Here is a 26,968-nt window from a genome sequence, read left to right on the forward strand (position 1 = left end):
TCGGGCTTGACGCGGCCGTCTCCGTCGGCGCGGAAGCGGCGGAAGTGGGAGCCTCGGCCGTCACGGTCGATGTCGGGCTTGACGCGGCCGTCTCCGTCGGCGCGGAAGCGGCGGAAGTGGGAGCCTCGGCCGTCACGGTCGATGTCGGGTTCGACCGAGCTGTCTCCATCCTCTCGCGAAAGTTGTTCAACCATTCCGAGTGTTTCCACTGGATTCCCTGTTCGGAATTCATCAACTTCATGTGTTTCTCCAGTTAAAATATGAATTCACTATAAGTATCACTAAGGACACCCATCGACGATAAACGAAATTTTATCGTCTTAACGAAACTCGGCTTATACAACCAGAAATTTCATCTGGTAATATAATGCTAACCTTCATGTCCAGAATACGGCGTGGACAGGGCTATACTGAGACTCTCCCGGGCGATCGGCGGCTGCGTTCAAGCCTGCGCCTACGTCGGATTGCAAACGTCGCTTAGTACTCGGATCACGCGTGACCCTATCCCCGAGCAGCAGGAGACAAGGTCATGCATGCTAGGCGGCCAACCGCACGGCTCGAAACAGGTGATCTACGAGAGCTATCCTGAACTCGGCTACAATTACCGCCTGACTGACCTGCAGGCTGCCATCGGCGTGAGCAACTGCAACGGCTTCTCGCACTCTTCACGCGGCGGAGGCAGCTTGCGGCGCAATAAGGTGAGCGCCTTCGCGCAGCAACTGGCAAAGCTGGCTACGTGGACGACCTGATGACGGCCTGACGCGCCAGATGAATTAAGACGCGAACATCTACCAAGCCGTCAATCTTGGCAATCTTATCGAGGTAACCATAATCGGAACTGGCCGCCTCATGTTTTTCTTTCATCGGCCCGCGGGAAGTCCCGGTAACCCTGACGGCCGCGCATCGGCGCCACGATGGCCGTCGCCCGTAGCGGCTGAAAACTAGGGCTCGTGCCCTTCCCCAAGGCCTCAGGTTTGAGAAATCCGGATAGGCCTCGACGATGCTGCCCTACGCCTAATGAGGGTGTTTTGGCGTAGGGTTTTCCTAAAGAATAAGCGGTTGGCGTGTGGGCTTGGACTCGGATCAATTGCCTCGGAACGGTCTCAATCAGCAGTGTAAGCAGGCTCGGGGAAGGTGTATCTGCCAACCCATCTTATTGCCTCCTCTATCGTATCGAAATTCTTGTGCTGCCCGCTTAGCAGCCCGAAGCCTGACTCGAGAAACCATTTGCCTTTCGTCGAGTAGGCTTCCTCGTCGATCTGGGTGAGGACCGCCACCAGTTGGTCGCACTTCCACACCAGAACCCCCGATTCTCCGCCCTCGACCGTTCCGATCCGCACTTCGCTGAACGAGAATCCAGAAGTAATTTTTGCTTTGCCCACTTTGATAAAGCCCTCAACTTCAAAATGGCAGTAACACTGGTGGGGTCCACCTCATGCGTCCCTGCGATGCCGTCTCCATCGCTCGCTACATCGCCGGGGGATGATTTGAGCGCATGGTTCTTGATAGCGGGCGCTCATATCAGGGCGAAGCTTTGGCAAAAGCGAATGCACCGGCCCGAATGATTATATATTGTAAGACGGCTGAGTTGCCGTCTCGCCCCCCGACGGGGCATTGCCGGATGCGGGAGTAAGCATGCCATGGTTCATCGCCCAAACTGCAGCCTGTGTACGGTTGCGGACCCGGATCTTTCGGAGGATGGCCTTGACGTGTACCTTCACCGTAGCTTCGGCAATGTCGATCTCGCGCGCGATGGCTTTGTTAGATTCCCCTTCGATTAAGCGGCGTAGAATACAGTTTTCCCGATTTGACAAAATTGATAGTTCATGATCCTCATGATCCTCATTAACAACCACCTTTGTTAACTCATCAGCTACCGCGTCAGGTTTCAGATCATGCTTTATTTCTTGAATGGCCGTTGAAGTTTCGGCAGGTAACACCGTCTGCCCTAGCATAACCAATTCCAGAGCTTTGATGAAGGTGTCGTAAGCAGCGACTTTTATCAAATACCCGTCTGCCCCCGCACGAAAAGCTGAAACTATATCGGTCGATCGACAGTGATCGGCTAGCGCGACGACATGGCTGGTCGGATAAATCGCTTTGAATTTCGCAATTTGTGCGAATTCAGCATCCGCATCAGGACCGCCGACATCTATGATGAGCAAGATGGACCGGTGCTGGGCTAGCTGCTTCTGCAGAAGATCGTGAACACAAGCCGCAGAGAAAAGGACCCGAAACTTTGCCGCATCCAGGATTCGACTAAGGCCTTCTCGGAGTAACTCGCTCGGCCCGACAAGTACTGTTACAAAGGATTGTCTTGTCATCATTGCCTCTCGCTCCGGCGCGATTGAGGTACACGCGTCGAGTAGAGCACTCCACGCGCCAACCGCACTCGATGCCCTCGGTTTGAGTCTCTTGCAGTTCCTCACTCCCTCCTTGGCGAGAACAGGTTAGGCAGTGTAAGGGTCTATTTATAAGCAGTCTCTAACATAGGTTGCTTTTCAAGCTTTTGTCTGATATCGGACAATCAGGTGGAGGCTGGGCCGAAGTGACGTTGCTCCTCGTCGCCATAGGCACCATGTGTGAGCTTTATCATTCCGGCACGGTCGACGATTGTGATCTCGCCGCGCTTGGCGTGAACCAGCCCCCGATATTCAAGCATTTGCAGGGCGGTGGTAACCCCGGGGCGCCGAGAGCCGAGCATGGTCGCCAGAAATTCATGCGTCAGGTAGATCTTATTTCCTTCAGCACGGTCGTGGACCATCAGCAACCAGCGGGCCAGCCGCTCCTCGATTTTCGAATGGCCATTGACCAGTGCCGTCCGGGACGACTGGACAAGGAACGCGTGGGCATACCGGAGCAGTGACTCGCGAAGGGACGGGCTTTCTGTAATCGCAGAGCGAAGACTTTCAACAGGCAGGCTCCAGCCATTACTGGCGACCTGGATATAAGTTTCATTGGAAGACCTGTCTTGGCCGAGAATGACGGCAACTCCGGTCATGCCGTCGTAGCCGATGATGCCGACCTCGCTTTGCCGCCCTCCGGTCATGGTGGCGACCACCGAAGCGATGCCCGCCTCTGGAAAATACACTTGCTCAATCGGTTGATATGAGACTTCCAGCTGGGCTTTGATGCCCAGTTCGACGTGACGCATTGCCGGCTGCAAAAGCGCGAAATCCTCTAAGGAGAGGGCTTTCAATATCTGGTTGCGAAAAAGAGATTGGGGCATGGCTCTCTCCCTGACGGGCAAGAGCACGTAACCTCTTACTGTCGGCGGCATCCGAAGCAAACTGGCGGCCGATGCGACAGCATAGGCTCAAATACGCGAATGGCAAATCCGGCTCTCGCCGCTCGCATAGCTATGATCGTTCTAACCAGGCCAATGACGACGCCATCGTCCGTCTCGTCGGCGCCTTGCTGCTCGAACAGAACGATGAATGGGCCGTGCAGCGGGCCCGCTACATGACGCTTGAGACCATCAGCCAGATGAGCGATGATCCGCTTATCAGCCTACCGGCAGTGGCGCGCTGATCAGTCCGGCCCCATGCCGGAGAGCAGGGCGACCAATGCCGTCAGCTACACCACGCCAGTGGCCACGATCCTGGACCTCCAAGAGGGCGTGATGAGCCGTCCATATTTGGTTGGATTGCGACCGGCACTCAAATCCGGTCGTGAGGACGCACTTTGCCTGTGTCGCGCATCCATCGGCATTACTCGAAGGCAGGTGAGTGTTTGCTTGCGACAACCTTGTCGCGGTAGCGCTCGACAACTGAGCTAGCGAGCCGCCGCCTGCTCGCGATTTGCCAACTCGGCCTGCTTCGAATTGGAATTCCATGCTAGCTGCTAAATAATTCCCTGTTAGTGCGTACAGGGAATTTGGTACTAAACCATTGAATCTGCAGAGCGATTTCTTAGCGAAAATTGGGCGAGGCCTTCAAAAACCTCGAAATTCACTGTTTTCGGCGCCTATCAGGGAAGATTGGACAGAGACTGGTTCGCCAGAGACTGCGACCACCACCATTGTCGCTGAATATCAATAATTTATGGCCGACGTCTATCTTAAGTGGGCCACTTGAGCTCCGCTATACGCGCCGTATTCAGATTGAATGTTGTCGCCTGACCACGATCCAAGCGCCGGAGGTTTTGTGCCTGCTTCTATCCTCTATTTTTGCTCCTGTTCGTTGGTCGGCCGACGACCCCAGCGGCAATCGGCTCGATGCGCTTTTCTGCGCGATCCAGACGGCCTGGGCGTGGACGATGCGAAGCGAGCGATACGGCGCGCCGGAACATCTCGATCCGATCGAGGGATGGATCGCCGATCCATCCCCTCCCCGAGATCCAGGAACCCGCCGGCCCGGCTTCAGCCTGAACCTCATCGGCTCGGCGTCTACTCGGCTGCGCCGCTCTCGGAAGCCAGGGTCGGGCCGGCTTCAGGCAGCCTGCGCCGGAATGTCCTGCGCAGAGCAACGTAGAAGACTGGCGTCAGGAAGAGGCCGAACAACGTCACGCCCAGCATGCCGGAGAACACGGCCGTGCCGAGCGATTGGCGCATTTCCGCGCCAGGCCCGCTGGCGATCACTAGCGGAACCACGCCCAGGATGAAGGCGAATGCCGTCATCAGGATCGGCCGCAGCCGCAGCCGGCAGGCCTCGACAGCCGCCTCGACGGCGTCGAGGCCGCGCTCCTCACCTTGGCGCGCGAACTCAACGATCAGGATCGCGTTCTTCGCCGCCAGGCCGATGAGCACGATCAGCCCGATCTGCACGAGGATGTTGTTGTCGAGACCGCGGAAGGCGACGCCCAAGAGGGCGGCCAGCACGCTGAGCGGGACGATAAGCACGATGGCGAAGGGCGTAATCCAGCTTTCGTATAGCGCGGCGAGCGCCAGAAAGACGAACAGAACCGACAGGCCGAAGATGAAGACCGCCGTGTTGCCGGTCTGCCGCTCCTGGAAGGCGAGTTCAGTCCATTCGAAGGAAGTGCCCTGCGGCAGCGATTCGGCTGCGATCCCCTCCATCAGGTCGAGCGCCGTGCCCGTGGCGACACCCGGCGCTGCATTGCCCTGAAGCGGCACGGAGACATACATGTTGTAGCGTTGCACGAGCGAGGGGCCCGTGACGTCGCGGATCTCGACCAGTGTGCCGAGCGGCACCAAATCGCCGGCCGCCGAGCGCACCTTCAGCTTCAATATGTCGTCGCGATCGATGCGGAAAGCCTGGTCGGCTTGCGCCCGCACCTGGTAGACGCGACCGAAGGCATTGAAATCGTTGACATAGGCGGTGCCTAGATTGATCGACAGCGTCTCGAAGATGTTGGGGATCGGCACGTTCAGCATGCGCGCCTTGTCGCGGTCGATCGCCAGGAAGAATTGCGGGCTGGAGGCCGAGAAGGTGGTGAAGACGCCCATCAACCCGGGCGTCTGGTTGGCCTTGCCGGCGATTTCGTTGGCCAGCGCCAGAATCGGCCGCATGTCGGCGCTGTTGCGCTCCTGGAGCATCATCTTGAAGCCGCCGGAGTTGCCGATGCCCCGCACTGGCGGCGGCGGCAGCGCGATGATGAAGGCCTCCTGGATGCTTTGCAGGCTGCCAAACAGCGTGCCGATGATCTTGTCGGAAGTATCGCCGCTCTCGAGCCGTTCCTCGAAGCTCTTGAATGGCGCGAAGATCACGCCGGAATTGCTGGCGTTGGTGAATGTCGCGCCGTTGAATCCTGCGAAGGCGACGGCGTTGGCGACACCCGGCGTCTCGCGGATGATATCCGACGCCTTCTGGATGACTGCGTCCGTTCGGGCGAGCGAAGAGCCCTCCGGCAATTGCACGACAACGATCGCATAACCCTGGTCCATGTTCGGGATGAATCCGCGCGGCACCGTCTGCAGCATGTGATAGGTCGCGTAGAGCAGGCCTGCGAAGACGAGCAGCATGGCGGCAAGCGCCAGAGTCGTGCCGACCAGTCTGTGCACCAGCCACGCATAGCCGTCCGCCATCCTGTCGAACCCGTTGTTGAACCCGTTCGCCAGAGCGCGGCCGAACCTTGTCAGGAAGAAGTTCGAATGTTCCTCGATGTGCGGCTTGAAAAGCACGCCAGCGAGAGCCGGCGAAAGTGTCAGCGAGTTGAATGCGGAGATCGCGGTGGAAACCGCGATGGTAATGGCGAACTGCAAGTAGAACTGGCCGGAAATCCCGGGAATGAAAGCCGCCGGAACGAAGACGGAGATCAACACCACCGAGATCGCGAGGACCGCGTTTCCCACTTCATCCATGGTCTTGTGCGCAGCGGCGCGCGGAGCGAGCCTCAGCCGGATGTTCCGCTCTATATTTTCCACAACCACGATGGCGTCGTCGACAACGATGCCGACCGCCAGCACCAGCCCGAATAGAGTGAGCATGTTGAGCGAGAAGCCGAAGGCGAGCAGCACGGCAAGCGTGCCGATCAGCGAGACCGGTATCGCCACGATCGGCACGATCGCCATGCGCCATGACTGCAGGAACACGACGATGACGATCACCACCAGCAGGATCGCCTCGGCGATGGTGACATAGACCTCGTTGATGGATTCGGCGATGAACTCGGTCGGATTGTAGATGATCTCGTAGGCCAGCCCCTTCGGGAAATCCTTCGAAAGCCCCGCGATGGTCTCCTGGATTTCTTCCGCCGAGGCCAAGGCATTGGTGCCCGGCCGCTGGAAGATGCCGAGCGCCACCGCCGCCTTGTTGTTGAGATAGGAATTGGTGATGTAGTCCCTGGCGCCGAGCTCGATGCGCGCCACGTCCTGCAGGGAGATCAAGCGGCCGTCCTCGGTCGACTTGACTATGACGTAGCGGAAGTCGCGCGCTTCTTCGAAGCGCCCTTGCGTGGTGACCGTATACTGGAAGGCCGAGCCGTCGCCAATCGGCGGCGCGCCGATCGATCCGCCCGACACCTGGACGTTCTGGTCGCGCAGCGCCTGGACTACGTCGCCTGCGGTCATGCCGTAGGCGGACAGCTTTTCCGGGTCGAGCCAGATGCGCAGCGAATATTCGCGCTCGCCGAAGATCTGCACGTCGCCGACGCCGTCCAGTCTCAGCAGGACGTCGCGCACGCGCGAACGCGCATAATTCGAGACGTAGAGCTGATCATATGTGTCGTCGGGCGACAGCATATGGACGACCATCATCAGGTCGGGCGAACTTTTCGCCGTGGTGATGCCGAGCCGGCGCACCTCTTCCGGCAGGCGCGCTTCGGCGATCGAGACGCGGTTCTGGACCAGCACCTGCGCCGCGTCGAGATCGGTGCCGGAGCGGAAGGTGATGGTGAGCGACATCGAGCCTTCGCCGGAGGAATAGGACGACATGTAGAGCATGTGCTCGACGCCGTTGATTTCCTGTTCGATCGGCGTCGCCACGGTCGCGGCGACCGTCTCGGCGTCGGCGCCCGGATAGGAGGCGCGCACCACGATGGTCGGTGGCGCGATTTCGGGATATTGCGCGACCGGAAGCTGCGTATAGGCGATGCCGCCGACGAGCACGAGCACGATCGACAGCACCGCCGCAAAGATCGGGCGGTTGACGAAGAAATGGGCGAAGATCATTGCGTCTGCCCTTCGGCTTCAGCCTTGGGCGGCAATTTGGTCATCTCGGACTTGACGGTGACGCCCGGCCGCACTCGCACCAGCCCGTTGATGACCACGGTCTCTTGGCCGGTGAGGCCCTCGCGGATAACGCGATAGCCGTCGATGCGCGGGCCGGTGCGGACCGGCTTGGCCGAGATCAGGCCTGCCTCGTCGACAACGAAGACGATGCGGCGGTTCTGGTCAGCGCCGATCGCCTCGTCAGGCAGAAGCACGCCCGGATGCGGCAACGAGCCGGGCACGTTGATGCGGCCGAACATGCCCGGCTGCAGCACGCCGTCCTTGTTGTCGAAACGCGCCCTGGCCCGCATCGTGCCGGTAGCTTCGTCCAGACGGTTCTCGGCGAAGTCGAGCTTGCCCTTGAACATCGCTTCATCACGGTCGGCGACACGGACGACAACATCGACGCCGCCGGCGCCCTCCTGCATGACGCCGCCGCGCTCGCGGGCGTCGCGCGCATAAGAGAAGTAGGTCCGCTCATCGATGTCGAAATAGAAGTTGATCGGGTCGATCGAGACGATGGTGGTCAGCACGGTCTGGTCGGCCTGCACCAGATTGCCCGGCGAAATGAGCCGGCGGTCGACCCGGCCGGAAAACGGCGCCTTGATTGCGGTGAACTCGAGATCGAGACTTGCGTTTTCAAGTGCCGCCTCCGCGCCGTCCAGTTGCGCTTGGGCGGCGAGATATTCGCGGCGGCGGTCGTCCAGTGTCGAAACCGGTATGTTGCCTTCGCGCGACAGGGTCTCGGCGCGCTCGAACTGCATCTTGCTGAATTCGACCAGGGTTTTGGCCGAGTCGACCTGCGCCTGCGCCTGGTTCAGCGCCGCCTTGAACGGCCGCTGGTCGATGGTGAACAGGAGGTCGCCCTGCTTGACCAGCGTACCGTCCTGGAAATGGACCTGGTCGAGATAGCCGCCGACGCGGGAGCGCAGCGAAACCTGGTCGACGGCTTCGAAACGGCCGACGAACTCATCGTCCTCGACGATATCGCGCACCAGCGGCTTGGCTACCGTGACGACGGGCGCGGGAGGCGCTTCCTGCGCCTGTGCGGCCGGGGCCGCGAGCAAGCCGATCGCCGCGAAGGCCGCGGCGGCGAGCCATTTTGCAGGGACGTTTCTGCTGGAGGGGGCGGCCAGAGAATCGTGGCGGAGGCGTGCAGTGTGAACCATGGTTACCCCTCGTAATCGGTCCTTCATGCGAAGTCCGTAACATCTAGGCAGCGGGTGTGCCGCACAAATCAATTTTTTGAAACGACCACCACAACCGACAGCTTGCTACAGAACCAACATCGAACATCATCAACCTTTACCAAGGAAGCGCTAACCGGGGAGCGCGAACGCACATCTGGCGTTTATCCGCTGCGTAGGCATCGCCATGTGCCGCACGTTGGGATGCGCAATGGCTTGTCAGATCCGCTTTAGCTCGAGCCCTAGTCGCCGGCGAAGGCTGGCCATTTCTCAGATAAAGCGCAACGACAAGTATCGGGTGGCTTGCTGTGCAAAATTTCTTGAGAGGCCGACGCGCCGGGTCTAGGTAAGGTTTTCCATACATTGTGTTCATTTTCCAGATTGCGGGAGTACTCATGTCGTCGATCGCCGCCGCCCTGCCTGATTGCCTGCGCTCGGTCGAGCGTCCCGGCGACTTCTGCGTCGGTGGCCTGCGGGAAATCTTCACGCCGTCAATCGATGTGGAGGGGGTGGGCAGGATCGCCTTCCCGCTTCAGGCGGCGCAGGCTGAGCGACTGGTCGCCGTAGCCGAGGCGGCACCCCATGGACGCGGCGAGGATACGGTGCTCGATCGCGACGTGCGCAGAACCTGGCAGATCGACCCGCGCAGGATCCAGGTCGGCGGGCGTCGTTGGGGGACGACGCTGGCCGAACTCGTAACCGACGCGGCCCGCGGCCTTGGCGTCGAAGAGCCGGTCGAGGCGGAATTCTACAAGCTTCTCGTCTATGACGCCGGCAGCTTCTTCCTTAATCACCGGGACACCGAAAAGACGCCCGGCATGTTCGCGACCCTGGTGATCGTGCTGCCCTCGGCTCATCGTGGCGGCGAGCTGGTCGTGCGGCACCTGGGTCGAGAGGTGATGTTCGATCTGCACCCCGAAGATCCGTCGGAAATTGGATTCGCCGCCTTCTATGCAGACTGCTTGCATGAAGTGCGCCCGGTCATTACCGGACATCGCCTGATCCTCGTCTATAATTTGCGCTTCCTCGGCAAGAGACGCTCGCTGCGGGCGCCTGACTATCGCGCGGTCGAGGCGCGCGTCGCGGACCTGCTGCGCGGGTGGGCCGGCGCGGAGGACGAGCCCGACAAGTTGATCGTGCCGCTCGAGCATGCCTACACGCCGGCGGAGCTGTCGTTCGACGCCCTCAAGGGGGTCGATGCCGGCGTGGCGTCGGTGCTGATCGAGGCGGCAACGGCGGCGGAGTGCGATCTCCATCTTGTCCTGTTATCGATCGAGGAGAGCGGCAGCGCCGCGCACACCGGCAATTATCGCCGCAGGCGCTGGGATCGAGACGACGAGGGCGATGAAGAATTCGAAGTCGCGGAGGTTTTCGACCGCTCGCTGACCCTGTCAGCGTGGCGGCGTCCGAACGGCGGCGAGGTCGGGTTTCACGACTTTCCATTAGATGAGGAGGAGCTCTGTCCGCCCGATGCGTTCGAAGATCTGAGGCCCGACGAGCAGCATTTCCACGAGGCGACGGGCAACGAGGGCGCCTCTTTCGACCGTACCTATCGCCGCGCCGGTCTGGTGCTGTGGCCGCGCGCGCGGCGGCTTGCGGTGCTTAATCAGGCCGGCCTCGGGGCGACGCTGCCGTATCTCGAAGACCTGGCGAAGCGCTGGGAGACGAGCGACACCGCCACCAAGCGACAGTTGTGGGGGAGGCCGATGAGCTTTCGGGACACATGCTGCGCTCCTGGTCCCGTGAGACATGGCGCAGGGAGGACGATACCGATGCCGGTCGGATGCTCGACCTGCAGGTTCGGCTGGGAAACGCGGCGCGCATAGACGAATTTGTCGCGGAGTTGTCGGCCAACGGCCACTACGCCGCGTCCGATAACGACGCCCTCGTGCGCGCCGCCGCGCTTCTTCCGCGACCGCGGGCCACGGACTTGCTGGTCGAGATCGTCAGACGCAATGCCGCGGCCCATCTCGACGCCTGCGCCGATTTGCTGCTGCGTTGTGTAGCGGCGCCGACCGAGTCCGTTGGCGACGCCGCGAAGATCGGCGCGGCTTTGATCGACGTCTTGCCGGGTGACCCGGCCAAGCGTGCTAAGCTCGACCCCTGGACGCGACCTGCGTCCGTACGGCCTGGCTTCGTCGTCGATCTCCTGACGGTGACGAGCAAGATCGACGCCGGGCTTGCGGCGCGCGCGATCGAGCACCTGCTGGCCTGGCCCCGGACCTACACCCCGGACGCGGTGCTCGTCCCGGCGGCACTGGCCTTCGCCAGGCGGGCAGAGAGCAGGGCATGGCCGGCCATCGGCCAGCTGCGTGAGGCGGCTCTCGACCATCTGCGCGGTCGCCTCGCGCTGCCGCTGGAGGCCCCACGGGACTGGTCGCGGACCAATCCGCTCAAATGCAAATGCGACGACTGTCGCGCACTCGGCGCATTTCTGATTGACCCTTATCAACAGCAATGGCGCCTGAGGGCGGCCCAGAACCGGCGGACCCACGTCGAGGAGAGTGTCCGAAACGCCGTGTGCGATCTTGACCTCGCCACCGAAAGGCGCGGCAGCCCGCACACGTTGATCGCGACCAAGAACCAGGCCAGTTACGAGCGACGCGCCAAACAGCGCCGGCAGGATCTGGAACATGTATCGGCGCTGGGCGGATGAAGGCTTGCCCGGTTTGCGGGAACAGCAAACCTGGCCACAGGGCGATGAGTCGGAAGAAACGGACTCCACTTGCAAGTCGAATCAGACAGCCGCAATGGTGAAGGGCCGCTCCGGATTAGTGTTCAGGGGGAGGTTTCAAACCAATCCGAACTGCTGCAGGCGCGGCGGCGAGCGCGGATCAACAGTCCGCATCCGCATCTTAGCCGGCGCTGACGAGGGTTGCGTCGGCCAGGAAGGCGAGCGCATTGACGTTTGCACGATGGCCCTCCAGGACGCGCGCTAGCCCACCGGCAAGCGGCCAGAGCCGGACGGTGGTGTCCCAGGACGCCGAAGCCAGCATCGATCCGTCGGGCGACAGTTCGAGGTCGGCGACAGGCCCGGTGTGACCCTCCAGAATTTGGGCCGGCTCGCCTCGACCGATTTGCCAGATCGCGATGCGACCATCCGCACCGGCGCTGGCAAAGCGCACGTTCGGTAGTGCGGCGACGGCACTTACCTCACCTTCGTGAAAGAGCAGCACGTCGCGCGCTTCGCCGGTCTCGGCGACCAGATGATCGTCTTGGTGTCAAAACTGCCGGTTGCCACCGTCTTTCCGTCCGGCGCCACGGAAATCGCCCGCACCGGACCGCCATGCCCGCGCAGTTCCGCACCATGTGCCGTCGCGCCGGCGAGGAAAACAGCAGCGAGCAAAGAGCGTCTTATGCATTGCGCATCATACGTTTCCGTGTTCCGCTGGCGGGCAGCGTCTTCGCCGGGGAGCAGCATGCGATCGCGACCCAACCAGCCGCAGAGTCCAAGCTATTAGAGGCAATCCTATGACTCAAAACATGGAAACCGATCCCTTCAACGTGTCGATGCGCAAGTTCCTGAAGCAGGTCGGCGTAACCTCGCAGCAGGCGATCGAAAAGGCCGTGGCCGATGCGGGACTGAAAGGGCAGGGGCGCCTGACTGTGAGGGCCGTGATTACGGCTGAACGCGCCGGTCTGCACCACGTCGTCGAAGGCGATATCGACCTCGGCTGAATAGGTTCGGCGGTGCGCCCCGCGCCCCGTTGACGCCCTACATCAATGGAAGAACCGGACCTGCCCGGCCGGGCTCGTGTCATAGCCCGTGAGTTCTGTGGCGCGTTGAGCGAAGCTGTCCTGGGCCATGAAGCGGATCAGCGCCTGGATCGAAGGCTGGAAATAGGTTCGCTGCCGCATCAGCAGATCGAAATTCTCCCACGCCAATGAGACGAACTCGAGGCCAGCCGCACGCGCGGCGGCGCGTGCGGCAATGCCGCAATCGGCCCTGCCGGTCCGGATCGCGGCAGCGAGATCCGGCCCTGTCAGGCATGGCGGCTCGAGCCGGTTCAACCGCCTCTGGCTGGCGCCGGCGCGGGCGACCAGGACATCCAGCAGCATTTGGGCTCCGGCGCCGGCCTGGCGCACCGCTATTTTGGCGCCGCTTTCAAGGACATCGGCCAGGCTGTTGAGCGATCGGGGGTTGCCCGGCGGCAGCAGCAGCCCCTGTTCGCGCCGCGTGAAACCGATCAACACCGCATCGTGCAGCCGCGGCATGGCGCGCGCGGCCTCCACATTCGGGTCGGCTGCATCATTGTGGAAGTGGATCGCCGCGGCGGCAATCTCGCCACGCAAAAGACGCGCAACGCCGCCTCCCGTCCCCTCGGTCAGCGAGGCGAGGCCGGAGCCCGCCTGACGAAGGCTCCATTCAAGCAGGTCGTCCTGGCTGCCGCCAACTATGGGCGGCGGCTCGGGCGCAATCATTCCGTCGGGATGCGCCAATCCCGAGAGAACCCACCGGTCGAGTTCGTTGCGCGGAAACAGCCACTTGCCCGTCACTTTGCTGCACGGGATCCTGTTTTCGGCGACCAATTCGTAGAGCTTGCGTTCACCCAGGCGCAGATAGTCCGAGGCTTCCGCGGTCGTCAGCAAATCCATCCTGCAATGTTATGCATATTCCTGCGGATATTCAATTGTTTGACGAATGCGGAGTAAATGCAGCAGAAATAGCAGGGAAAGGATACAGCGCAGGCGAATGGGAATGTCAGAAGGCCTAAATGCATGGCAGCTTATCGCGAGCGGCGACGCGACACTGATCTCGATAGTGCGTCTTTCACTGACCGTCACCCTGGCCGCCGTTGCAGTTGCGGCCGTCGTTGGACTGCCGCTCGGGGCGTTGCTGGCACTGACGCGTTTTCCGGGACGTTCCACGCTCGTCGTGCTCGTTAACGGCTTCATGGGCCTGCCGCCCGTTGTCGTCGGCCTGACCGTTTACCTGCTGTTATCGCGATCAGGGCCGCTCGGCGAGTTCGGCCTGCTGTTCACACCGGCCGCCATGGTCATCGCGCAGGCGCTTCTCGTCGTGCCGATCATCGCGGCTCTGACGCGCCAGACCATCGAGGATCTGTGGCGCGAATATCGCGACGAACTGACAGCGATGGGCGTCGGCCCGACAGGCAGGGTGGCGACGCTCTTGTGGGACAGCCGCTTCAGCCTGATCACCGCACTGCTCGCCGGCTTCGGGCGGGCGGCGGCCGAAGTCGGCACAGTCATGATCGTCGGTGGTAATATAGAGGGCTTTACCCGAACCATGACCACCACGATCGCGCTCGAAACCTCAAAGGGAGACCTGCCGCTCGCGATGGGTCTCGGCGCCATCCTGATCGGCCTCATTCTTGCCATCAATGCCGCTGCCTGGGGCCTTCGATTGTGGTCGGAGCAACGGGTGGCTTGATGATGCGGGCCGCACTGACCGACCTTCCTCTCATTCTGGACCGGGTCTCGCTCAGCGCCGGCGCCACGACTATGCTGGACCGCCTGAACCTTGCGATTACTCCCGGTGCGCCGACACTCGTGCTCGGTCCCAATGGCGCGGGCAAGACGTCACTGCTTCGGGTTTGCATGGGACTTGCTGCGCCTTCCGCAGGAACTGTGAGCTGGGGTGGGCGCACCGATCGCGGGCTCGGGCGCCGGGCGATGCTGCTCCAGAAACCGGTGATGCTGCGCCGCTCCGTCGCCGCCAATGTGGCCTACGGACTGGCGCAAGCTGGCTGTCCGCGCCATCGTCGCGCCGCACGCACCGAGGAGCTTCTCGATCGTGTGGGCCTTCTGGGCCTGGCGGCGCGACCTGCGCGGCGTTTGTCCGGCGGCGAGCAACAGCGCGCGGCGCTTGCCCGGGCACTGGCGCGCGAACCCGAGATCCTGCTGCTCGATGAGCCCACCGCCAGCCTTGATCCCGCTGCAACCCGCCATGTCGAGGAGGCCATTCTGATGGCCTCCCAATCGGGCGCCAAGATCGTCATGGCTTCGCACGATCTCGGCCAGGTGCGCCGGCTTGCGGGAGATGTCGTCTTCCTCGTTCGCGGCCGACTGTGCGAGCACGCCAGCGTCGGTGATTTTTTCGATCGCCCCTTATCCGCAGAAGCTGCCGCCTTTATCCATGGGGAGCTTGTTCTTCGATCGCGGAAACGGAGCGTCCAGTGCTGAACCGTCGGCTGTTTACCGCAATTGCGGTCATTTTGACTTTCCTCGCCTCCAGCGGCGCATTGGCCAGCGCACAGGAACAGTCGATCGTCGTGGCCTCGACGACCTCGACACGGGATTCCGGCCTTTTCGGCCACATACTGCCTTTATTCACCGCAACGTCCGGTATCGAGGTGAGGGTGGTCGCGCAGGGAACCGGCCAGGCGCTCGACGCCGGCCGCCGGGGAGACGCGGACGTGGTCTTCGTCCATGCCAGGGCGCAGGAGGAGAAATTCGTCGAGCAAGGTTTTGGCGTGAGACGCTTCGATGTGATGTACAATGATTTCGTCCTGATCGGACCCAGAAGCGATCCGGCCGGCATCAAGGGCTCGCCGGATATCGCAGTCGCCTTTACATCGATCCAGCGCAATAAAGCTGCTTTTGTTTCCCGCGGCGACAAATCCGGAACCCACTTTGCAGAACTCGGACTCTGGAAGGCGGCAGGTGTCGACATCGCGGCGGTGAGGGGGCCCTGGTACAAGGAGATAGGTCAGGGCATGGGCGCTGCGCTCAACACAGCCAGCGCCATGGATGCCTATGTGCTTTCCGATCGCGCCACATGGCTGGCGTTCAAGAACCGCGACGAACTGGAGATCGCGGTCGAAGGCGACAAAAGGCTGTTCAACCAGTACGGCGTCATGCTGGTGAATCCCGCGAGGCATCCGAGCGTCAAGGCCGAACCCGGCCAACGTTTCGTCGATTGGCTGATCTCGCCTGAAGGACAGCAGGCGATCGGCGAGTACAAAATTGACGGCCAGCAACTCTTCTTCCCGAACGCTGAGCAGAAGCGCTCCTGAAGTCGGTTGCAAAGCGGGTTGCATCTGCCACATCATCGGACATGATGAGAATGCAGCCTTCCGTCGGCGCGCTGACCGGTCTCGAAGCGGCTCTCGCCGCACTCCTCGACGGAGTGGAGCCGGTCGCGCCCACTCTTTTGCCGCTTGACCAGACGCTTGGGAAGATCGGCGCCGCCATGCCGCCCCTGGCACACGCGCAGCCCATCCGCGACACGGCAAAGACAGACGGCTGGGCGTGCCGCGCGCTCGATCTTGCCGGTGCGTCCGCCTATTCGCCGCTGCCGCTAATGGCAATTCCGGTCTGGGTAGAGGCAGGCGGCGCCATGCCGGCGGGATGCGATTGCGTTCTCGACGCCGATCTCATCGATTGCAGCGGCCCGATGCCCCAAGCACTCGAGGAAGCAGCACCGGGCCAGGGCGTGCGACGCGCTGGCGAGGACATGGAGGCGGGCCGACCGCTCATTCTTGCAGGGCACAGGCTGTCAGCCGCGGACCTCCTGACCGTGCGGAGTGTCGGGATTGGTGAAATTGCGGTGCGGGCGCCGCAGGTGCGCCTGATCGATGTCGCCGCCCCGGCGAGCGATACTTCCACGGGCCATCTTATCGCCGACCTCGCAAGAGCCTCTGGCGCGACGGTGTTCGATATCGAAACGGTTACGCGCGACGCCAGATCCGTCGCCCAGGCACTTGGCAAGGCAGCCGGCGATTTGATCATCCTGATTGGAGGCACTGGTGCGGGGCGCGCCGACGCTACAGCCGACGCGCTTGCTGCGCGTGGGGCGCTTATTGCCCACAACATAGCGCTACAGCCCGGCCGAACCGCGGCGATCGGCCGGCTCGACGCGGTCCCGATCATTGCTCTGCCCGCCGCGCCCGATCAGGCCTTTGGAGCCTTTCTGGCGCTTGTTCAGCCGGCTATCGATCGCCTGTCGGGCAGGAGCGCCCGGCGACAGACGGTCCTGGCGCTGGAGCGAAAAATCTCCTCCACGGTCGGACTGGCCGAGATCGTCCTCCTGAAGCAGGAACAAGACAGATGGCGGCCGCTTGCGATCGGCGATTTTTCGCTGGAGGCGATCCGCCTGGCGGATGCATGGCTTGCCATTCCAGGCGGCAGTGAGGGCTGTGCCGCGGGAACAGCTGTCGGCGCCTTTGTGTTCGACGATCCCAGATGAGTCGGTGATGACCAGATCCACCCGCCAAGATACCGGCCAGGAGCAGTTCCTGACGGTCCTGTCGCGCGACGAGGCGCTCGCCCGTTTCGAGGCCGCGCTATTTCCCAGGACGATCCCGACCGAAGAACTGATGCTGGCGGATGCGCTTGGGCTGGCGCTTGCCAGTGATGTCACGGCTCCGATCGACGTGCCGCCCTTCGACCGTTCGAACGTCGATGGTTTTGCCGTGCGCGCCGCCGACATCGCCACCGCGTCGGAGGCGCTTCCTGCCAGGCTCCTGCTCAACCGCGAAACGATCGCCTGCGGCGTCGCCCCGCAAATCCCTGTGCTCGCAGGCACTGCCACCTCGATCTCGACGGGCGGGCCCGTGCCGCGCGGCGCCGATGCCATCGTCATGGTGGAGCACACACAACCGGCCGAAGGCGAAGCCATCGAGGTCAGGCGCGGAGTCTCGCCCGGCCAGTTCATCTCGCATGCCGGATCCGATATTGCCCGCGGTGAGGTTCTGCTGCGCGCCGGAACGGTGATCGGCTCGCGTGAAATCGGCATGCTTGCCGCCTGCGGAGTTGCGCTGGTGACGGTGGCGCGCAAGCTGCGGGTGGCGGTTTTGTCGACCGGCGACGAACTTGTCCAACCGGGCGACACCCTGCGACCCGCCGGCATTTACGACGCCAATGGCGCAATCGTCAGCGCCGCGATAGCTGAAAATGGCGGCGAGGCGAGCTTTCTCGGCGCCTATCCGGATGACGAAGCCACGCTGGAAGCCGCCATGCGCGAGGCGCTAGCGGCGCATGACGTGCTGATACTGTCGGGTGGGACGTCCAAGGGCGCGGGTGATGTCAGCCACCGCATCGTGAACCGTCTCGGCGCGCCCGGCATCGTTGCCCATGGCGTGGCGCTGAAGCCGGGAAAGCCGCTTTGTCTCGCTGTTTGCGACGGCAAGCCGGTCGTCGTGCTGCCGGGATTCCCGACTTCGGCCATGTTCACTTTCCACGACATGATCGTACCTGTGCTGCGCCGCATGGCGGGCCTGCCGCCTCGGACCGAAGCGAAGCTCGCGGCAAAGGTTCCGTTGCGCATTCAGTCCGAACTCGGCCGCACGGAGTTCGTGATGGTATCGCTGGTCGAGGGTGAGCAGGGGCTGGTCGCCTATCCCACCGGCAAGGGCTCGGGGGCGATAACGTCCTTTGCCCAGGCGGACGGCTTCATCAGCATCGAAGCTTTAGCCGACAATATGCCTGCCGGAAGCGAGGCGTCGGTGACGCTGTTCACACCGCACGTGCGTGTTCCCGATCTCGTGGTGATCGGCAGCAACTGCACCGGCCTGGATCTTGTCGTGGGTATTCTGTTTCGCGCCGGCCTGACGGTGCGGTCTATCGCGGTCGGCAGCCTGGGCGGCCTGGCCGCGGCCAAGCGGGGCGAGTGCGATATCGCGCCCATCCACCTCTTCGACACCAAGACGCAAAGCTACAATGCGCCGTTCCTGAGCGACGGCCTCGAACTCGTGCAGGGGTGGCGACGCATGCAGGGCATCGTCTACCGCCCGGGCGACGTTCGCTTCCAGGGGACCGACCCGGAGGAGGCGGTGCGAGCCGCACTCGCCGATCCCAATTGCATGATGGTCAACCGCAACCAGGGCTCGGGTACGCGCATCCTGATCGACCAACTGCTTGGTGCGGCGCGTCCCGACGGATATTGGAACCAGCCCCGCTCGCACAATGCCGTCGCGGCGGCCGTCGCACAGAACCGAGCGGACTGGGGCGTCACCATTGCGCCGGTGGCGCGCTCAGCCGGGCTCGGTTTCATTGCGCTGAAGGAAGAGCATTATGATTTCGCGCTGATCTCTGCCCGCAAGGAGCGACCCGCGGTGCAGGCCTTCCTTGCCGCGCTCGCTTCGCCTGAATTCAACGAGGGGGTCGAGCGCATGGGTTTTACCCGACCCGGCCAAGTGTGAGATATCCGGGGCTAAGGGTCGGTAAGCTGCCAAACGAGCCGTTCGGCCTCGGCAAAATCTGTGACCGTGTTGACATTGAAGAAGGGGTCTACCGGCTTGTCCGGCCAGGACGCGGTGGCAACCTGGTAGCGAGCCGTCCACAGGTCGATCTTGCGAACGCCCTCGTCGACGAGTGCGTGGCGTAACGCATCGCGCATCGCCACTTGCCAGAGTCCGATGACAGGATGCGTCCGACCCGCTGACATCGCCACCGCCAAATCCGCAGCTTTCTCCATGCGCGCCCGATGCAGCCGTTCGACGAGGTCGCGCGGCATGAAAGGACAGTCGGCTGCGACGCTGACGATCCATTCGACATCGGGCCTGTTCGCCGCTGTCCAGTCGAGGCCCGCAAGCACGCCGGCAAGCGGCCCCGGATAGTTTTCGACCGGGTCGGCGACGACTGGAAGGCGAAAGCGGTCGAAGCGGGCAGGGTCGCCATTGGCGTTCAGCAAGAGACCGTCGCATTGCGGGCCGAGGCGCTCGAGGACACGATCGAGGATCGTGGTTCCGTCGATCTGACGCATGGATTTGTCGCCACCGCCCATGCGCCGGGCGAGCCCCCCGGCGAGAACGACGCCCAGGGTCGGCACCTTCTCATTCGCCATCGGCTCATTCGCCATCGGCAGCTCCCTTGCGTCTGTGACGCGGTGCTTCCTCGTCGACGGAAGCGAGGTCCTGGTCGAAGACGATGCGATCCTCGCCCGACAGCACGGCGAACCGCTTGCCGCGCGCCCGACCGACGAGCGTCAGGCCGGCCTGACGCGCCAAATCCACGCCCCAGGCGGTGAAACCCGAGCGCGAGACGAGGATCGGAATGCCCATTCGAACCGTCTTGATCGTCATTTCAGACGTCAGCCTGCCCGTCGTGTAAAGGATCTTGTCGGCCGGATCGATGCCCTGGCGATACATCCAGCCGGCGATCTTGTCGACGGCATTGTGGCGCCCGACGTCCTCCATGTAGCAGATCGGCGTGCCTTCCTTGCAAAGCACGCAGCCATGAATCGCGCCCGCTTCAAGATAGAGCGACGGCGTCGTGTTGATCGTGCGGGTCATTTGGTAAAGCCAGGAGGTGTGCAGTGCGGCTGGCGGCAGAGTGATATCGAGCGCCTCGAGAAGATCGCCGAAAGCCGTCCCCTGCGCGCAGCCTGAGGTTTGCGTCCGTTTCCTAAGCTTCTGCTCGTAATTGGTGTTGCGCTCGGTACGAACGACCACGACCTGCACGTCGTCGTCATATTCGACTTCGGTTACGACGTCGTCGGATTTGAGCATGTTCTGATTGAGCAGGTAGCCCAGCGCCAGATATTCGGGGTAGTCGCCGATCGTCATCATTGTGACGATCTCCTGGGCATTCAGATAGAGCGTCAGCGGGCGTTCAACGGGGACGCGGATTTGAATAGCGGCGCCCGTATGATCGATGCCGCTGACCTGTTCGGTCAATCGGATGTCATCCGGGCTCGGCATGATGATGTCGGGGTCTGGTCGGGTTTTCATCTGTTGCATGGCACTCTCTTGAAATTGCAATCCCGCTCGCCAGAGTGGATGCGTTCCCTTCGGCTTGACGTCCACTATATAGCCTGTTCAAACGAAGGCAGGTCGACAAAGCGCCTGCAAGCGCAGACTGGGCTTGCCGGATGGCGCCGAGCTGCCGGTTCGGCCAGATCCATGAGGCTGAAGGCTCGATGGCGCAACTTTCAGATGACTGCTTCGCTTTCGGCGGCCCGATGCGATCGCTCGATGATACTGCCGCACTGATTGCTTCACGACTGACCGTCGTCGACGAGACCGAAACCGTCCAGCTGGCGGTTGCCGATGGGCGCGTCCTGGCGAGAGATTTAGTGGCGCCGCTGCCCCTGCCGCCTTTCACCAACTCAGCCGTCGACGGCTATGCACTGCGCGGCGACGACCTGCCGGAAACCGTTGAAAAAGCCTTGCCCGTGAGCGGCAGGATCCAGGCTGGGGTGGCGCCGGATCGGCCTGCCGCGCCCGGACAAGCCATACGCATCTTCACCGGCGCTCCGCTGCCGGAGGGGGCAGACACGGTTTACATGCAGGAAGATGTCCGTGTCGACGATAGCGGCAGGGTCGTTCTTCCGCCCGGCCTGAAAAGAGGAGCCAACGTGCGGCCGGCGGGCGAGGACGTCGCAGCAGGCAAGGTGGCCCTGCAGGCCGGCCAGCGCATGCGCCCGCAGGATGTTGCGCTCGCCGCGGCTCTCGGCAGGACGCAGGTCGACGTGCGGCGCAAAATTCGCGTCGCGATCTTCTCGACCGGCAACGAGATCGTCGCGCCGGGAAATGTCCGGGGACCGGCCCAGCTTTTCGATTCGAACCGTTTCATGCTGATGGCCATGCTCGCAAGATTGGGCTGCGAGACCACCGATTTGGGCATTCTGATCGACGACAGCAGCCTGATCGCGGATGTGCTGAGTGAGGCTGCGCCAGGACAGGACCTGATCCTGGCGTCCGGCGGGGTCTCGACCGGGGAGGCCGACTGCGTCAAGGCGGCCGTCGAGAGTGTGGGAACCCTGGTCTTCTGGCGGGTGGCCATAAAACCCGGTCGGCCGGTCGCCATGGGGGTGATCAGGGGAACAGCCTTCATTGGGCTGCCCGGCAATCCGGTGGCGAGCTTCGTCACTTTCGCCCATATTGCGCGCGCTGCGATCCTTACACTGGCCGGCGCACGGCAGCAGCCACCAATTTCGCGGCCGGTGCGGGCCGCCTTTTCCTACCGCAAAAAGCCGGGGCGACGCGAATATGTGCGGGTAAGCCTGCGTGGGACGCAGGACGGCACATATGAAGCCGTCAAATTCCCGCGCGAGGGCGCTGGCATGCTGTCTTCTTTGGTTCAAACCGACGGCCTTGTCGAACTCGGCGAGGAAATAGCCGAGGTCGAGCCGGGCCAGACCGTTCAGTTCCTTGCCTATTCGGACCTGAATTGACGAACGCCGTCGAGCCGGCGGCACGCAGTCTGCCAAAATGCGGTGCGACGCCTGGCCGCTCTCACTTGCGGTACCCCTAAGGCGGTGGCCGTTGACGACCGGTAAGCGGTCCGCCATGGTGCGCCACCATGACAACGAGACAGCTCGATCTCACGGGATTGAAATGCCCCTTGCCGGCGCTGAAAACCCGCAAGGCGCTCAGCAGCATAAGGCCAGGCGAGCGCCTTGAGGTCCGTTGCACCGATCCGCTGGCAGCCATAGACATTCCCAATCTGATCAACGAAATGGGCGACCGCCTGGAGGCGATGCAACGGCAGGGAGACCACATCGTTTTCTTGATCGAGAAGGCGCAAGCTGCCGCGGTATAGGCGGTGCGACAAATCAGGGCGCAGATCAGTTCTGTCGCGGCGCCCCGGCCATGCTAAAATTGCCAGACCGGCCTTTGGTTCAATTGTGTGCCAAGTCGTTTTGTGTGCCAAGTCCTTGATCCAAGGTGCGCCGGGCTGAAGGCGGCTCACAACCACATTGGTGGCGGGAGCCGCCTTCCTCAGGCGAAGGATCCGGGAGGAGAGAGCATGACAATGCAGCAACGGCGATCTCCCGATCGCGGACCCAAAGGGCGGGCGCTGGATGATGTTGCCTTGGCCGAGGTCCGGGAACTTCTTGGCCATCGCGAACGGCGCCGGGATCTGTTGATCGAATTCCTGCATCTGATCCAGGACCGCTACGGCTGTCTGTCGGCCGCGCATCTGCGCGCGCTTGCCGAAGACATGCGCCTGTCCCAGGTGGAGGTTTACGAGGTCGCGACCTTCTACGACCATTTCGATATCGTCAGGGAAGGCGAGGCGAGACCCGCGCCGCTGACAATCCGGGTGTGCGAATCGATAAGCTGCATGCTGGCGGGCGCCGAGGACCTGATTGGGGAACTGGCCGCCAAGGCCGACCCGAAGACAGTCCGCGTCATGCGTGCTCCCTGCATGGGCCGCTGCGCCACCGCCCCTGCCGCGCGCGTCGGCGACCGCGAGGTCGACCATGCCAGCAGCCACATCCTCATCGATCTGGCTCGCTCTGGCGATACGAAAGTTGTCGTGCCCGATTATGTTGGCCTGGATGCCTATCGGGCCGCTGGCGGCTATCAGCTTTTCCGGAAGGTGAAGGCGGGCGAGGCCGGCATTGACGCTATCATCGACACCATGGAGCACGCCGGTCTGCGCGGTCTCGGCGGCGCCGGCTTTCCGGCCGGCAAGAAATGGGGCTTCGTGCGCGGCTATCCAGGGCCGCGGCTGATGTCGATCAATGGCGACGAAGGCGAGCCCGGCACTTTCAAGGACCGCGTCTATCTTGAAGGCGATCCGCATCGTACCTTGGAAGGGGCGCTGATCGCCGCCCATGCGGTGGAGGCCGAGCGTATCTATTTCTACATGCGCGACGAATACCCGGCCGTGCTCGCCATTTTGCGCGCCGAGATCGCGGCGCTCCAGGCAGCCGGCATCGTCAAGCCCGGTTTCATCGAACTGCGGCGCGGCGCCGGCGCCTATATTTGCGGCGAGGAAAGCGCGATGCTGGAAAGCATCGAGGGCAAGCGCGGCATGCCCCGCCACCGGCCCCCCTATATTGCCGAAGTCGGACTTTTCGGACGCCCGACACTCAACCACAATGTCGAGACGCTGTGGTGGATTCGCGATATCGTCGAGAAGGGGCCCGAATGGTTCGCCGCGCAGGGCAAGCCCGGCCATCAGGGAATTCGCTCCTGGTCGGTTTCCGGACATGTGAAGGAGCCGGGCGTCAAGCTGGCCCCGGCCGGCGTCACCGTGCGCGAATTGATCGAGGATTATTGCGGCGGCATGGCAGACGGGCATGAATTCAAGGCCTATCTGCCAGGTGGAGCCTCGGGCGGCATCCTGCCGGCGTCGATGGGCGACATTGAACTCGATTTCGGGGGCGAACTCGCCAAACAGGGCGCCTTTGTCGGCTCACATGCGGTGGTCGTGCTTTCACAAGCCGACAACATCAGGGATGTGACCCTCAATCTCATGAATTTCTTCAAACATGAGAGTTGCGGGAAATGCACGCCGTGCCGGGAAGGAACCGAAAAGCTGGTAACGCTCTTGAAAGAGGAGGGCGTGCCGAATGAGACGGCGATGCGCGACCTTGAAACAGTGATGCGCGATTCCTCCATTTGCGGTCTCGGCCAGGCGGCGCCCAATCCGGTCAATCACCTTTTGACGCATTTTAGGGATGATTTTTGAAATGGCAGATGGCGTCATATTCACCCTCGACGGCAAAACGGTCACAGCCGCTGACGACGAGACGATCTGGGACGTTGCAAAGCGCGAAGGCACCAGGATTCCGCATCTGTGCCATGTCGACATGCCCGGCTATCGACCAGACGGCAATTGCCGCGCGTGCATGGTCGATGTCGAGGGCGAGCGGGTGCTGGCTGCGTCCTGCATCCGCAAGCCTTCCGCCGGAATGGTGGTGAAGACGAATACCGAACGGGCCAAGAAATCGCGCCAGATGGTGTTCGAGTTGCTCGCCAGCAACATGCGGCCGGCGGCCGACGGTCCGGATCAGCAGTCGATGTTCTGGCAGTGGGCTGGTTCGATGGGCATTTCCGGCAGTCGCTACAGCTCAAAATTCGCCACGGACGATGTCCGGCCGGAATTCGACATCACGAATCCCGCCATTGCGGTCAATCTCGATGCCTGCATCACTTGCGGCGCCTGTGTGCGGGCCTGCCGCGAGGTCCAGGTCAACGATGTGATCGGCATGGCCGAGCGCGGCAATCACTCGCTTCCCGTCTTCGACATGCACGATCCGATGGGCCTGTCGACCTGTGTCACCTGCGGTGAATGCGTGCAGGCCTGCCCGACCGGCGCGCTCTACGAAAAGTCGCTGATGGATAGCCCAGGCAAGACCCGGGTCATCCAGCAGTTCGACAAGGTCGTCGACACGCTATGCCCGTTCTGTGGCGTCGGTTGCCAGACCAGCGTTGCGGTCAAGGACAACAGAATAGTTCTGGTCGATGGCCGCAATGGCTATGCCAACGAGAACCGGCTCTGCGTCAAGGGCCGGTTCGGCTTCGATTATGCGATGTCGCCTGAACGGCTGACCAAACCGCTGATCCGGCGCGACGATGCGCCGAAGTCGGGCGATGCCGATATGCGCGGCGTCGATCCGCTGACCGTGTTTCGCGAGGCTAGCTGGGAAGAAGCGCTTGCGCGCGCCGCCGGCGGGCTGAAGACAATCCTCAGGGATCATGGCGGGCAGGCGCTGGCTGGTTTCGGTTCGGCAAAAGGCTCCAACGAAGAGGCCTATCTGTTCCAGAAGCTGGTGCGCCAGGGTTTCGGCACCAACAATGTCGACCATTGCACGCGGCTTTGCCACGCATCTTCGGTGGCGGCGCTGATGGAAGGCGTCGGTTCGGGTGCGGTTTCGGCGCCCTTCAACGACGCGCTGAAGGCCGAATGCATCATCGTCATCGGCGCACGGCCGACCACCAACCATCCGGTCGCCGCGACCTATTTCAAGCAGGCGGCCAAGCGCGGCGCCAAGCTGATCGTCATGGACCCGCGCGGCCAGGACCTGATGCGCCATGCGTCGCATTCGCTGCGATTCAAGGCTGGCAGCGACGTCGCCATGCTGAACGCGCTGATCCACGTCATTGTCGAGGAAAAGCTCTACGACGAGCAGTATATCCAGGCCAACGCTTCCGGATTCGAGGCTCTGAAGGCCAAGGTGAAGGATTTTTCGCCCGAGGCGATGGCCGAGGTCTGCGGCGTCGAGGCGAGCGTGCTGCGCGACGTCGCCCGCACCTACGCGACCGCCGAGCGGTCGATCATCTTTTGGGGCATGGGCATTTCCCAGCACACACACGGAACCGATAATGCGCGCTGCCTTATCGCTCTGGCGCTGATCACCGGACATGTCGGCCGGCCGGGAACAGGCCTGCACCCACTGCGCGGCCAGAACAACGTGCAGGGCGCATCCGATGCCGGGCTCATCCCGATGTATTTCCCCGACTATAAATCGGTCGAGAACATCGACATCCGCGGCGCATACGAGAACTTTTGGGGCCAGACGCTCGACCCGAAACGGGGCCTGACGGTCGTCGAAATCATCGACGCCATCCATGAAGGCGAAATCAAGGGCATGTACATATTGGGCGAGAACCCGGCCATGTCCGATCCGGACCAAACCCATGCCCGGCAAGCGCTCGCCATGCTCGACCATCTCGTGGTGCAGGACATCTTCCTGACCGAGACCGCCTGGCACGCAGATGTGGTGCTGCCAGCCTCAGCGCATGCCGAAAAGCTCGGCACATACACCAACACCAACCGGCAGGTGCAGATTGGGCGTCCAGCACTCGAACTGCCAGGCGAAGCGCGTCAGGACTGGGAACTGATTGTCGATCTCGCTCGTCGCATCGGCCTCGACTGGAACTATAACCATGTCTCCGAGGTCTATGCGGAAATGGCGGCCGTGATGCCGTCCTTGAAGCATATCTCCTGGGACCGCATCGAGCGCGAAGGTTCGGTGATCTATCCGGCCGACGGCCCCGACAAGCCCGGCAACGAGATCATCTTCTCGTCCGGATTCCCGACCGCGGACGGACGCGGCCGCATCGTGCCGGCCGATTTGCTGCCGCCTGACGAAGTGCCCGATGAAGAGTTTCCACTGGTGCTCACCACCGGCCGCCTGCTCGAGCATTGGCACACCGGCTCCATGACCCGCCGGGCGGGCGTGCTGGACGCGATCGAGCCGCAAGGCATCGCTGCGATGAACCCTTATGAGATCAAGCGGCACGGCCTGCGCCAAGGGGAGATGATTGCGGTCGAGACCCGGCGCGGGACAGTAGACGCCATCCTCCGCGCCGACCGGGAGGTCGCCGACGGCACGGTGTTCATGCCGTTCTGCTTCAACGAAAGTCCGGCCAACATGCTCACCAATCCGATGCTGGACCCCTACGGCAAGATCCCGGAGTTCAAATACTGCGCCGCGCGAATTGCGCCGGCGGCGAAGGCCGAAGCTGCCGAATAAACCAGTACCGCGCCATCTGCACGCCCCGGCGGCTGGACGTGCCATTGGTCGCGG

At 62.5% G+C, this 26,968-nt stretch carries 23 protein-coding genes and 2 pseudogenes; 15 read left to right on the forward strand and 10 right to left on the reverse strand.

The genetic code is table 11. From position 1 onward, the window contains the following. A partial coding sequence (locus AC0L16_RS04090; protein ID WP_473619158.1) for a hypothetical protein occupies positions 1-257 on the forward strand: 257 nt, incomplete at its 5' end. Between the two features lie 294 nt (positions 258-551). After that, positions 552-694, forward strand: a pseudogene (locus AC0L16_RS04095) (DegT/DnrJ/EryC1/StrS family aminotransferase); the annotation flags it as partial. Positions 695-1,103: 409 nt separating this feature from the next. Here the strand turns inward: AC0L16_RS04095 and AC0L16_RS04100 are convergent. From AC0L16_RS04100 to AC0L16_RS04110, 3 genes are all read right to left on the reverse strand, one after another. Continuing rightward, positions 1,104-1,382, reverse strand: a complete 279-nt coding sequence (locus AC0L16_RS04100; protein ID WP_473619159.1) for a hypothetical protein — start codon at positions 1,380-1,382, stop codon at positions 1,104-1,106. Positions 1,383-1,565: 183 nt separating this feature from the next. Beyond that, entirely contained in the window at positions 1,566-2,327 is a 762-nt protein-coding gene (locus AC0L16_RS04105; RefSeq protein ID WP_473619160.1) for a LuxR C-terminal-related transcriptional regulator, read from the reverse strand. Between the two features lie 200 nt (positions 2,328-2,527). Then, positions 2,528-3,229, reverse strand: a complete 702-nt coding sequence (locus AC0L16_RS04110) for a Crp/Fnr family transcriptional regulator (RefSeq protein WP_473619162.1) — start codon at positions 3,227-3,229, stop codon at positions 2,528-2,530. A 152-nt stretch (positions 3,230-3,381) separates the two neighbouring features. Between AC0L16_RS04110 and AC0L16_RS04115 the strand changes: the two are divergent. Then, a pseudogene (locus AC0L16_RS04115) lies at positions 3,382-3,531 on the forward strand (IS256 family transposase); the annotation flags it as partial. A gap of 856 nt (positions 3,532-4,387) precedes the next feature. Here the strand turns inward: AC0L16_RS04115 and AC0L16_RS04120 are convergent. Both AC0L16_RS04120 and AC0L16_RS04125 read right to left on the reverse strand, forming a co-directional pair. After that, on the reverse strand, positions 4,388-7,570 hold the full coding sequence (locus AC0L16_RS04120) for an efflux RND transporter permease subunit (protein WP_473619163.1): 3,183 nt from the start codon (positions 7,568-7,570) through the stop codon (positions 4,388-4,390). Further along, entirely contained in the window at positions 7,567-8,778 is a 1,212-nt protein-coding gene (locus tag AC0L16_RS04125; RefSeq protein ID WP_473619165.1) for an efflux RND transporter periplasmic adaptor subunit, read from the reverse strand. Before AC0L16_RS04125 ends, AC0L16_RS04120 begins: the two co-directional genes overlap by 4 nt. Positions 8,779-9,191: 413 nt before the next feature. Between AC0L16_RS04125 and AC0L16_RS04130 the strand changes: the two genes are divergently transcribed. Then, the gene (locus tag AC0L16_RS04130; RefSeq protein WP_473619166.1) at positions 9,192-10,622 is read left to right on the forward strand and encodes a 2OG-Fe(II) oxygenase; all 1,431 of its coding nucleotides are present in this window, start codon (positions 9,192-9,194) and stop codon (positions 10,620-10,622) included. Further along, positions 10,580-11,452, forward strand: a complete 873-nt coding sequence (locus tag AC0L16_RS04135; protein ID WP_473619167.1) for a hypothetical protein — start codon at positions 10,580-10,582, stop codon at positions 11,450-11,452. The genes AC0L16_RS04130 and AC0L16_RS04135 overlap by 43 nt, the downstream gene beginning before the upstream one ends. Before the next feature lie 199 nt (positions 11,453-11,651). Here the strand turns inward: AC0L16_RS04135 and AC0L16_RS04140 are convergent, their stop codons facing one another. Both AC0L16_RS04140 and AC0L16_RS04145 read right to left on the reverse strand, forming a co-directional pair. After that, positions 11,652-11,972: a WD40 repeat domain-containing protein gene (locus AC0L16_RS04140; protein ID WP_473619169.1), complete on the reverse strand. Its 321-nt coding sequence runs from the start codon at positions 11,970-11,972 to the stop codon at positions 11,652-11,654. Continuing rightward, on the reverse strand, positions 11,945-12,217 hold the full coding sequence (locus AC0L16_RS04145) for a WD40 repeat domain-containing protein (protein WP_473619170.1): 273 nt from the start codon (positions 12,215-12,217) through the stop codon (positions 11,945-11,947). The genes AC0L16_RS04140 and AC0L16_RS04145 overlap by 28 nt, the downstream gene beginning before the upstream one ends. Before the next feature lie 50 nt (positions 12,218-12,267). Here AC0L16_RS04145 and AC0L16_RS04150 point away from each other — a divergent pair, with 50 nt between their 5' ends. After that, positions 12,268-12,474, forward strand: a complete 207-nt coding sequence (locus AC0L16_RS04150) for a DUF6494 family protein (RefSeq protein ID WP_128180972.1) — start codon at positions 12,268-12,270, stop codon at positions 12,472-12,474. A 42-nt stretch (positions 12,475-12,516) separates the two neighbouring features. Here the strand turns inward: AC0L16_RS04150 and AC0L16_RS04155 are convergent, their stop codons facing one another. Then, the gene (locus AC0L16_RS04155; RefSeq protein WP_473619171.1) at positions 12,517-13,392 is read right to left on the reverse strand and encodes a substrate-binding domain-containing protein; all 876 of its coding nucleotides are present in this window, start codon (positions 13,390-13,392) and stop codon (positions 12,517-12,519) included. 103 nt (positions 13,393-13,495) lie between these two features. Between AC0L16_RS04155 and AC0L16_RS04160 the strand changes: the two genes are divergently transcribed. From AC0L16_RS04160 to AC0L16_RS04180, 5 genes are read left to right on the forward strand one after another with little or no spacing between them, the layout of a single operon-like run. Next, positions 13,496-14,188 carry an ABC transporter permease gene (locus AC0L16_RS04160; RefSeq protein WP_473619173.1) on the forward strand — a complete coding sequence of 231 codons (693 nt, stop codon included), beginning with the start codon at positions 13,496-13,498 and terminating at the stop codon, positions 14,186-14,188. Positions 14,189-14,190: 2 nt separating this feature from the next. Further along, positions 14,191-14,940: an ATP-binding cassette domain-containing protein gene (locus AC0L16_RS04165; RefSeq protein ID WP_473619440.1), complete on the forward strand. Its 750-nt coding sequence runs from the start codon at positions 14,191-14,193 to the stop codon at positions 14,938-14,940. Further along, on the forward strand, positions 14,934-15,773 hold the full coding sequence (locus AC0L16_RS04170; protein ID WP_473619174.1) for an ABC transporter substrate-binding protein: 840 nt from the start codon (positions 14,934-14,936) through the stop codon (positions 15,771-15,773). The genes AC0L16_RS04165 and AC0L16_RS04170 overlap by 7 nt, the downstream gene beginning before the upstream one ends. Positions 15,774-15,814: 41 nt before the next feature. After that, positions 15,815-16,945 carry a molybdopterin-binding protein gene (locus AC0L16_RS04175; protein ID WP_473619175.1) on the forward strand — a complete coding sequence of 377 codons (1,131 nt, stop codon included), beginning with the start codon at positions 15,815-15,817 and terminating at the stop codon, positions 16,943-16,945. Positions 16,946-16,952: 7 nt separating this feature from the next. Then, positions 16,953-18,899: a molybdopterin biosynthesis protein gene (locus tag AC0L16_RS04180; protein WP_473619176.1), complete on the forward strand. Its 1,947-nt coding sequence runs from the start codon at positions 16,953-16,955 to the stop codon at positions 18,897-18,899. Between the two features lie 11 nt (positions 18,900-18,910). On the opposite strand, the gene mobA is transcribed toward AC0L16_RS04180, so the two are convergent. Together mobA and fdhD are read right to left on the reverse strand one after the other, a co-directional pair. Beyond that, the gene (mobA, locus tag AC0L16_RS04185; RefSeq protein WP_473619177.1) at positions 18,911-19,558 is read right to left on the reverse strand and encodes a molybdenum cofactor guanylyltransferase MobA; all 648 of its coding nucleotides are present in this window, start codon (positions 19,556-19,558) and stop codon (positions 18,911-18,913) included. Beyond that, positions 19,548-20,438 (reverse strand): formate dehydrogenase accessory sulfurtransferase FdhD, encoded by an 891-nt coding sequence (fdhD, locus tag AC0L16_RS04190; protein WP_077373679.1) that lies wholly within the window; start codon positions 20,436-20,438, stop codon positions 19,548-19,550. The genes mobA and fdhD overlap by 11 nt, the downstream gene beginning before the upstream one ends. A 179-nt stretch (positions 20,439-20,617) precedes the next feature. Here fdhD and AC0L16_RS04195 point away from each other — a divergent pair, with 179 nt between their 5' ends. The 4 genes from AC0L16_RS04195 to fdhF all read left to right on the forward strand — a co-directional run bounded on the left by AC0L16_RS04195 (position 20,618) and on the right by fdhF (position 26,914). Next, positions 20,618-21,874 (forward strand): molybdopterin molybdotransferase MoeA, encoded by a 1,257-nt coding sequence (locus AC0L16_RS04195; protein WP_473619179.1) that lies wholly within the window; start codon positions 20,618-20,620, stop codon positions 21,872-21,874. 128 nt (positions 21,875-22,002) lie between these two features. Then, entirely contained in the window at positions 22,003-22,242 is a 240-nt protein-coding gene (locus AC0L16_RS04200; protein WP_473619180.1) for a sulfurtransferase TusA family protein, read from the forward strand. Between the two features lie 207 nt (positions 22,243-22,449). Then, entirely contained in the window at positions 22,450-24,123 is a 1,674-nt protein-coding gene (locus AC0L16_RS04205; protein ID WP_473619181.1) for an NADH-ubiquinone oxidoreductase-F iron-sulfur binding region domain-containing protein, read from the forward strand. A gap of 1 nt (position 24,124) precedes the next feature. After that, positions 24,125-26,914 (forward strand): formate dehydrogenase subunit alpha, encoded by a 2,790-nt coding sequence (gene fdhF, locus AC0L16_RS04210; protein ID WP_473619182.1) that lies wholly within the window; start codon positions 24,125-24,127, stop codon positions 26,912-26,914. Positions 26,915-26,968 lie beyond the last annotated feature (54 nt).

The organism is Mesorhizobium sp. WSM4848, from assembly GCF_055811375.1.

What these genes read in the sequence shown, in the direction of transcription:
- AC0L16_RS04120 (WP_473619163.1), bottom strand. Translation starts at nt 7,570, where the DNA reads ATGATCTTCGCCCATTTCTTCGTCAACCGCCCGATCTTTGCGGCGGTG.
- AC0L16_RS04145 (WP_473619170.1), bottom strand. Translation starts at nt 12,217, where the DNA reads ATGCTGCTCCCCGGCGAAGACGCTGCCCGCCAGCGGAACACGGAAACG.
- AC0L16_RS04155 (WP_473619171.1), bottom strand. Translation starts at nt 13,392, where the DNA reads ATGGATTTGCTGACGACCGCGGAAGCCTCGGACTATCTGCGCCTGGGT.
- AC0L16_RS04160 (WP_473619173.1), top strand. Translation starts at nt 13,496, where the DNA reads ATGTCAGAAGGCCTAAATGCATGGCAGCTTATCGCGAGCGGCGACGCG.
- AC0L16_RS04110 (WP_473619162.1), bottom strand. Translation starts at nt 3,229, where the DNA reads ATGCCCCAATCTCTTTTTCGCAACCAGATATTGAAAGCCCTCTCCTTA.
- fdhF (WP_473619182.1), top strand. Translation starts at nt 24,125, where the DNA reads ATGGCAGATGGCGTCATATTCACCCTCGACGGCAAAACGGTCACAGCC.
- AC0L16_RS04175 (WP_473619175.1), top strand. Translation starts at nt 15,815, where the DNA reads ATGATGAGAATGCAGCCTTCCGTCGGCGCGCTGACCGGTCTCGAAGCG.
- fdhD (WP_077373679.1), bottom strand. Translation starts at nt 20,438, where the DNA reads ATGCAACAGATGAAAACCCGACCAGACCCCGACATCATCATGCCGAGC.
- AC0L16_RS04200 (WP_473619180.1), top strand. Translation starts at nt 22,003, where the DNA reads ATGACAACGAGACAGCTCGATCTCACGGGATTGAAATGCCCCTTGCCG.
- AC0L16_RS04150 (WP_128180972.1), top strand. Translation starts at nt 12,268, where the DNA reads ATGACTCAAAACATGGAAACCGATCCCTTCAACGTGTCGATGCGCAAG.
- mobA (WP_473619177.1), bottom strand. Translation starts at nt 19,558, where the DNA reads ATGGCGAATGAGCCGATGGCGAATGAGAAGGTGCCGACCCTGGGCGTC.
- AC0L16_RS04205 (WP_473619181.1), top strand. Translation starts at nt 22,450, where the DNA reads ATGACAATGCAGCAACGGCGATCTCCCGATCGCGGACCCAAAGGGCGG.
- AC0L16_RS04135 (WP_473619167.1), top strand. Translation starts at nt 10,580, where the DNA reads ATGCTCGACCTGCAGGTTCGGCTGGGAAACGCGGCGCGCATAGACGAA.
- AC0L16_RS04105 (WP_473619160.1), bottom strand. Translation starts at nt 2,327, where the DNA reads ATGATGACAAGACAATCCTTTGTAACAGTACTTGTCGGGCCGAGCGAG.
- AC0L16_RS04165 (WP_473619440.1), top strand. Translation starts at nt 14,191, where the DNA reads ATGCGGGCCGCACTGACCGACCTTCCTCTCATTCTGGACCGGGTCTCG.
- AC0L16_RS04195 (WP_473619179.1), top strand. Translation starts at nt 20,618, where the DNA reads ATGGCGCAACTTTCAGATGACTGCTTCGCTTTCGGCGGCCCGATGCGA.
- AC0L16_RS04180 (WP_473619176.1), top strand. Translation starts at nt 16,953, where the DNA reads ATGACCAGATCCACCCGCCAAGATACCGGCCAGGAGCAGTTCCTGACG.
- AC0L16_RS04125 (WP_473619165.1), bottom strand. Translation starts at nt 8,778, where the DNA reads ATGGTTCACACTGCACGCCTCCGCCACGATTCTCTGGCCGCCCCCTCC.
- AC0L16_RS04130 (WP_473619166.1), top strand. Translation starts at nt 9,192, where the DNA reads ATGTCGTCGATCGCCGCCGCCCTGCCTGATTGCCTGCGCTCGGTCGAG.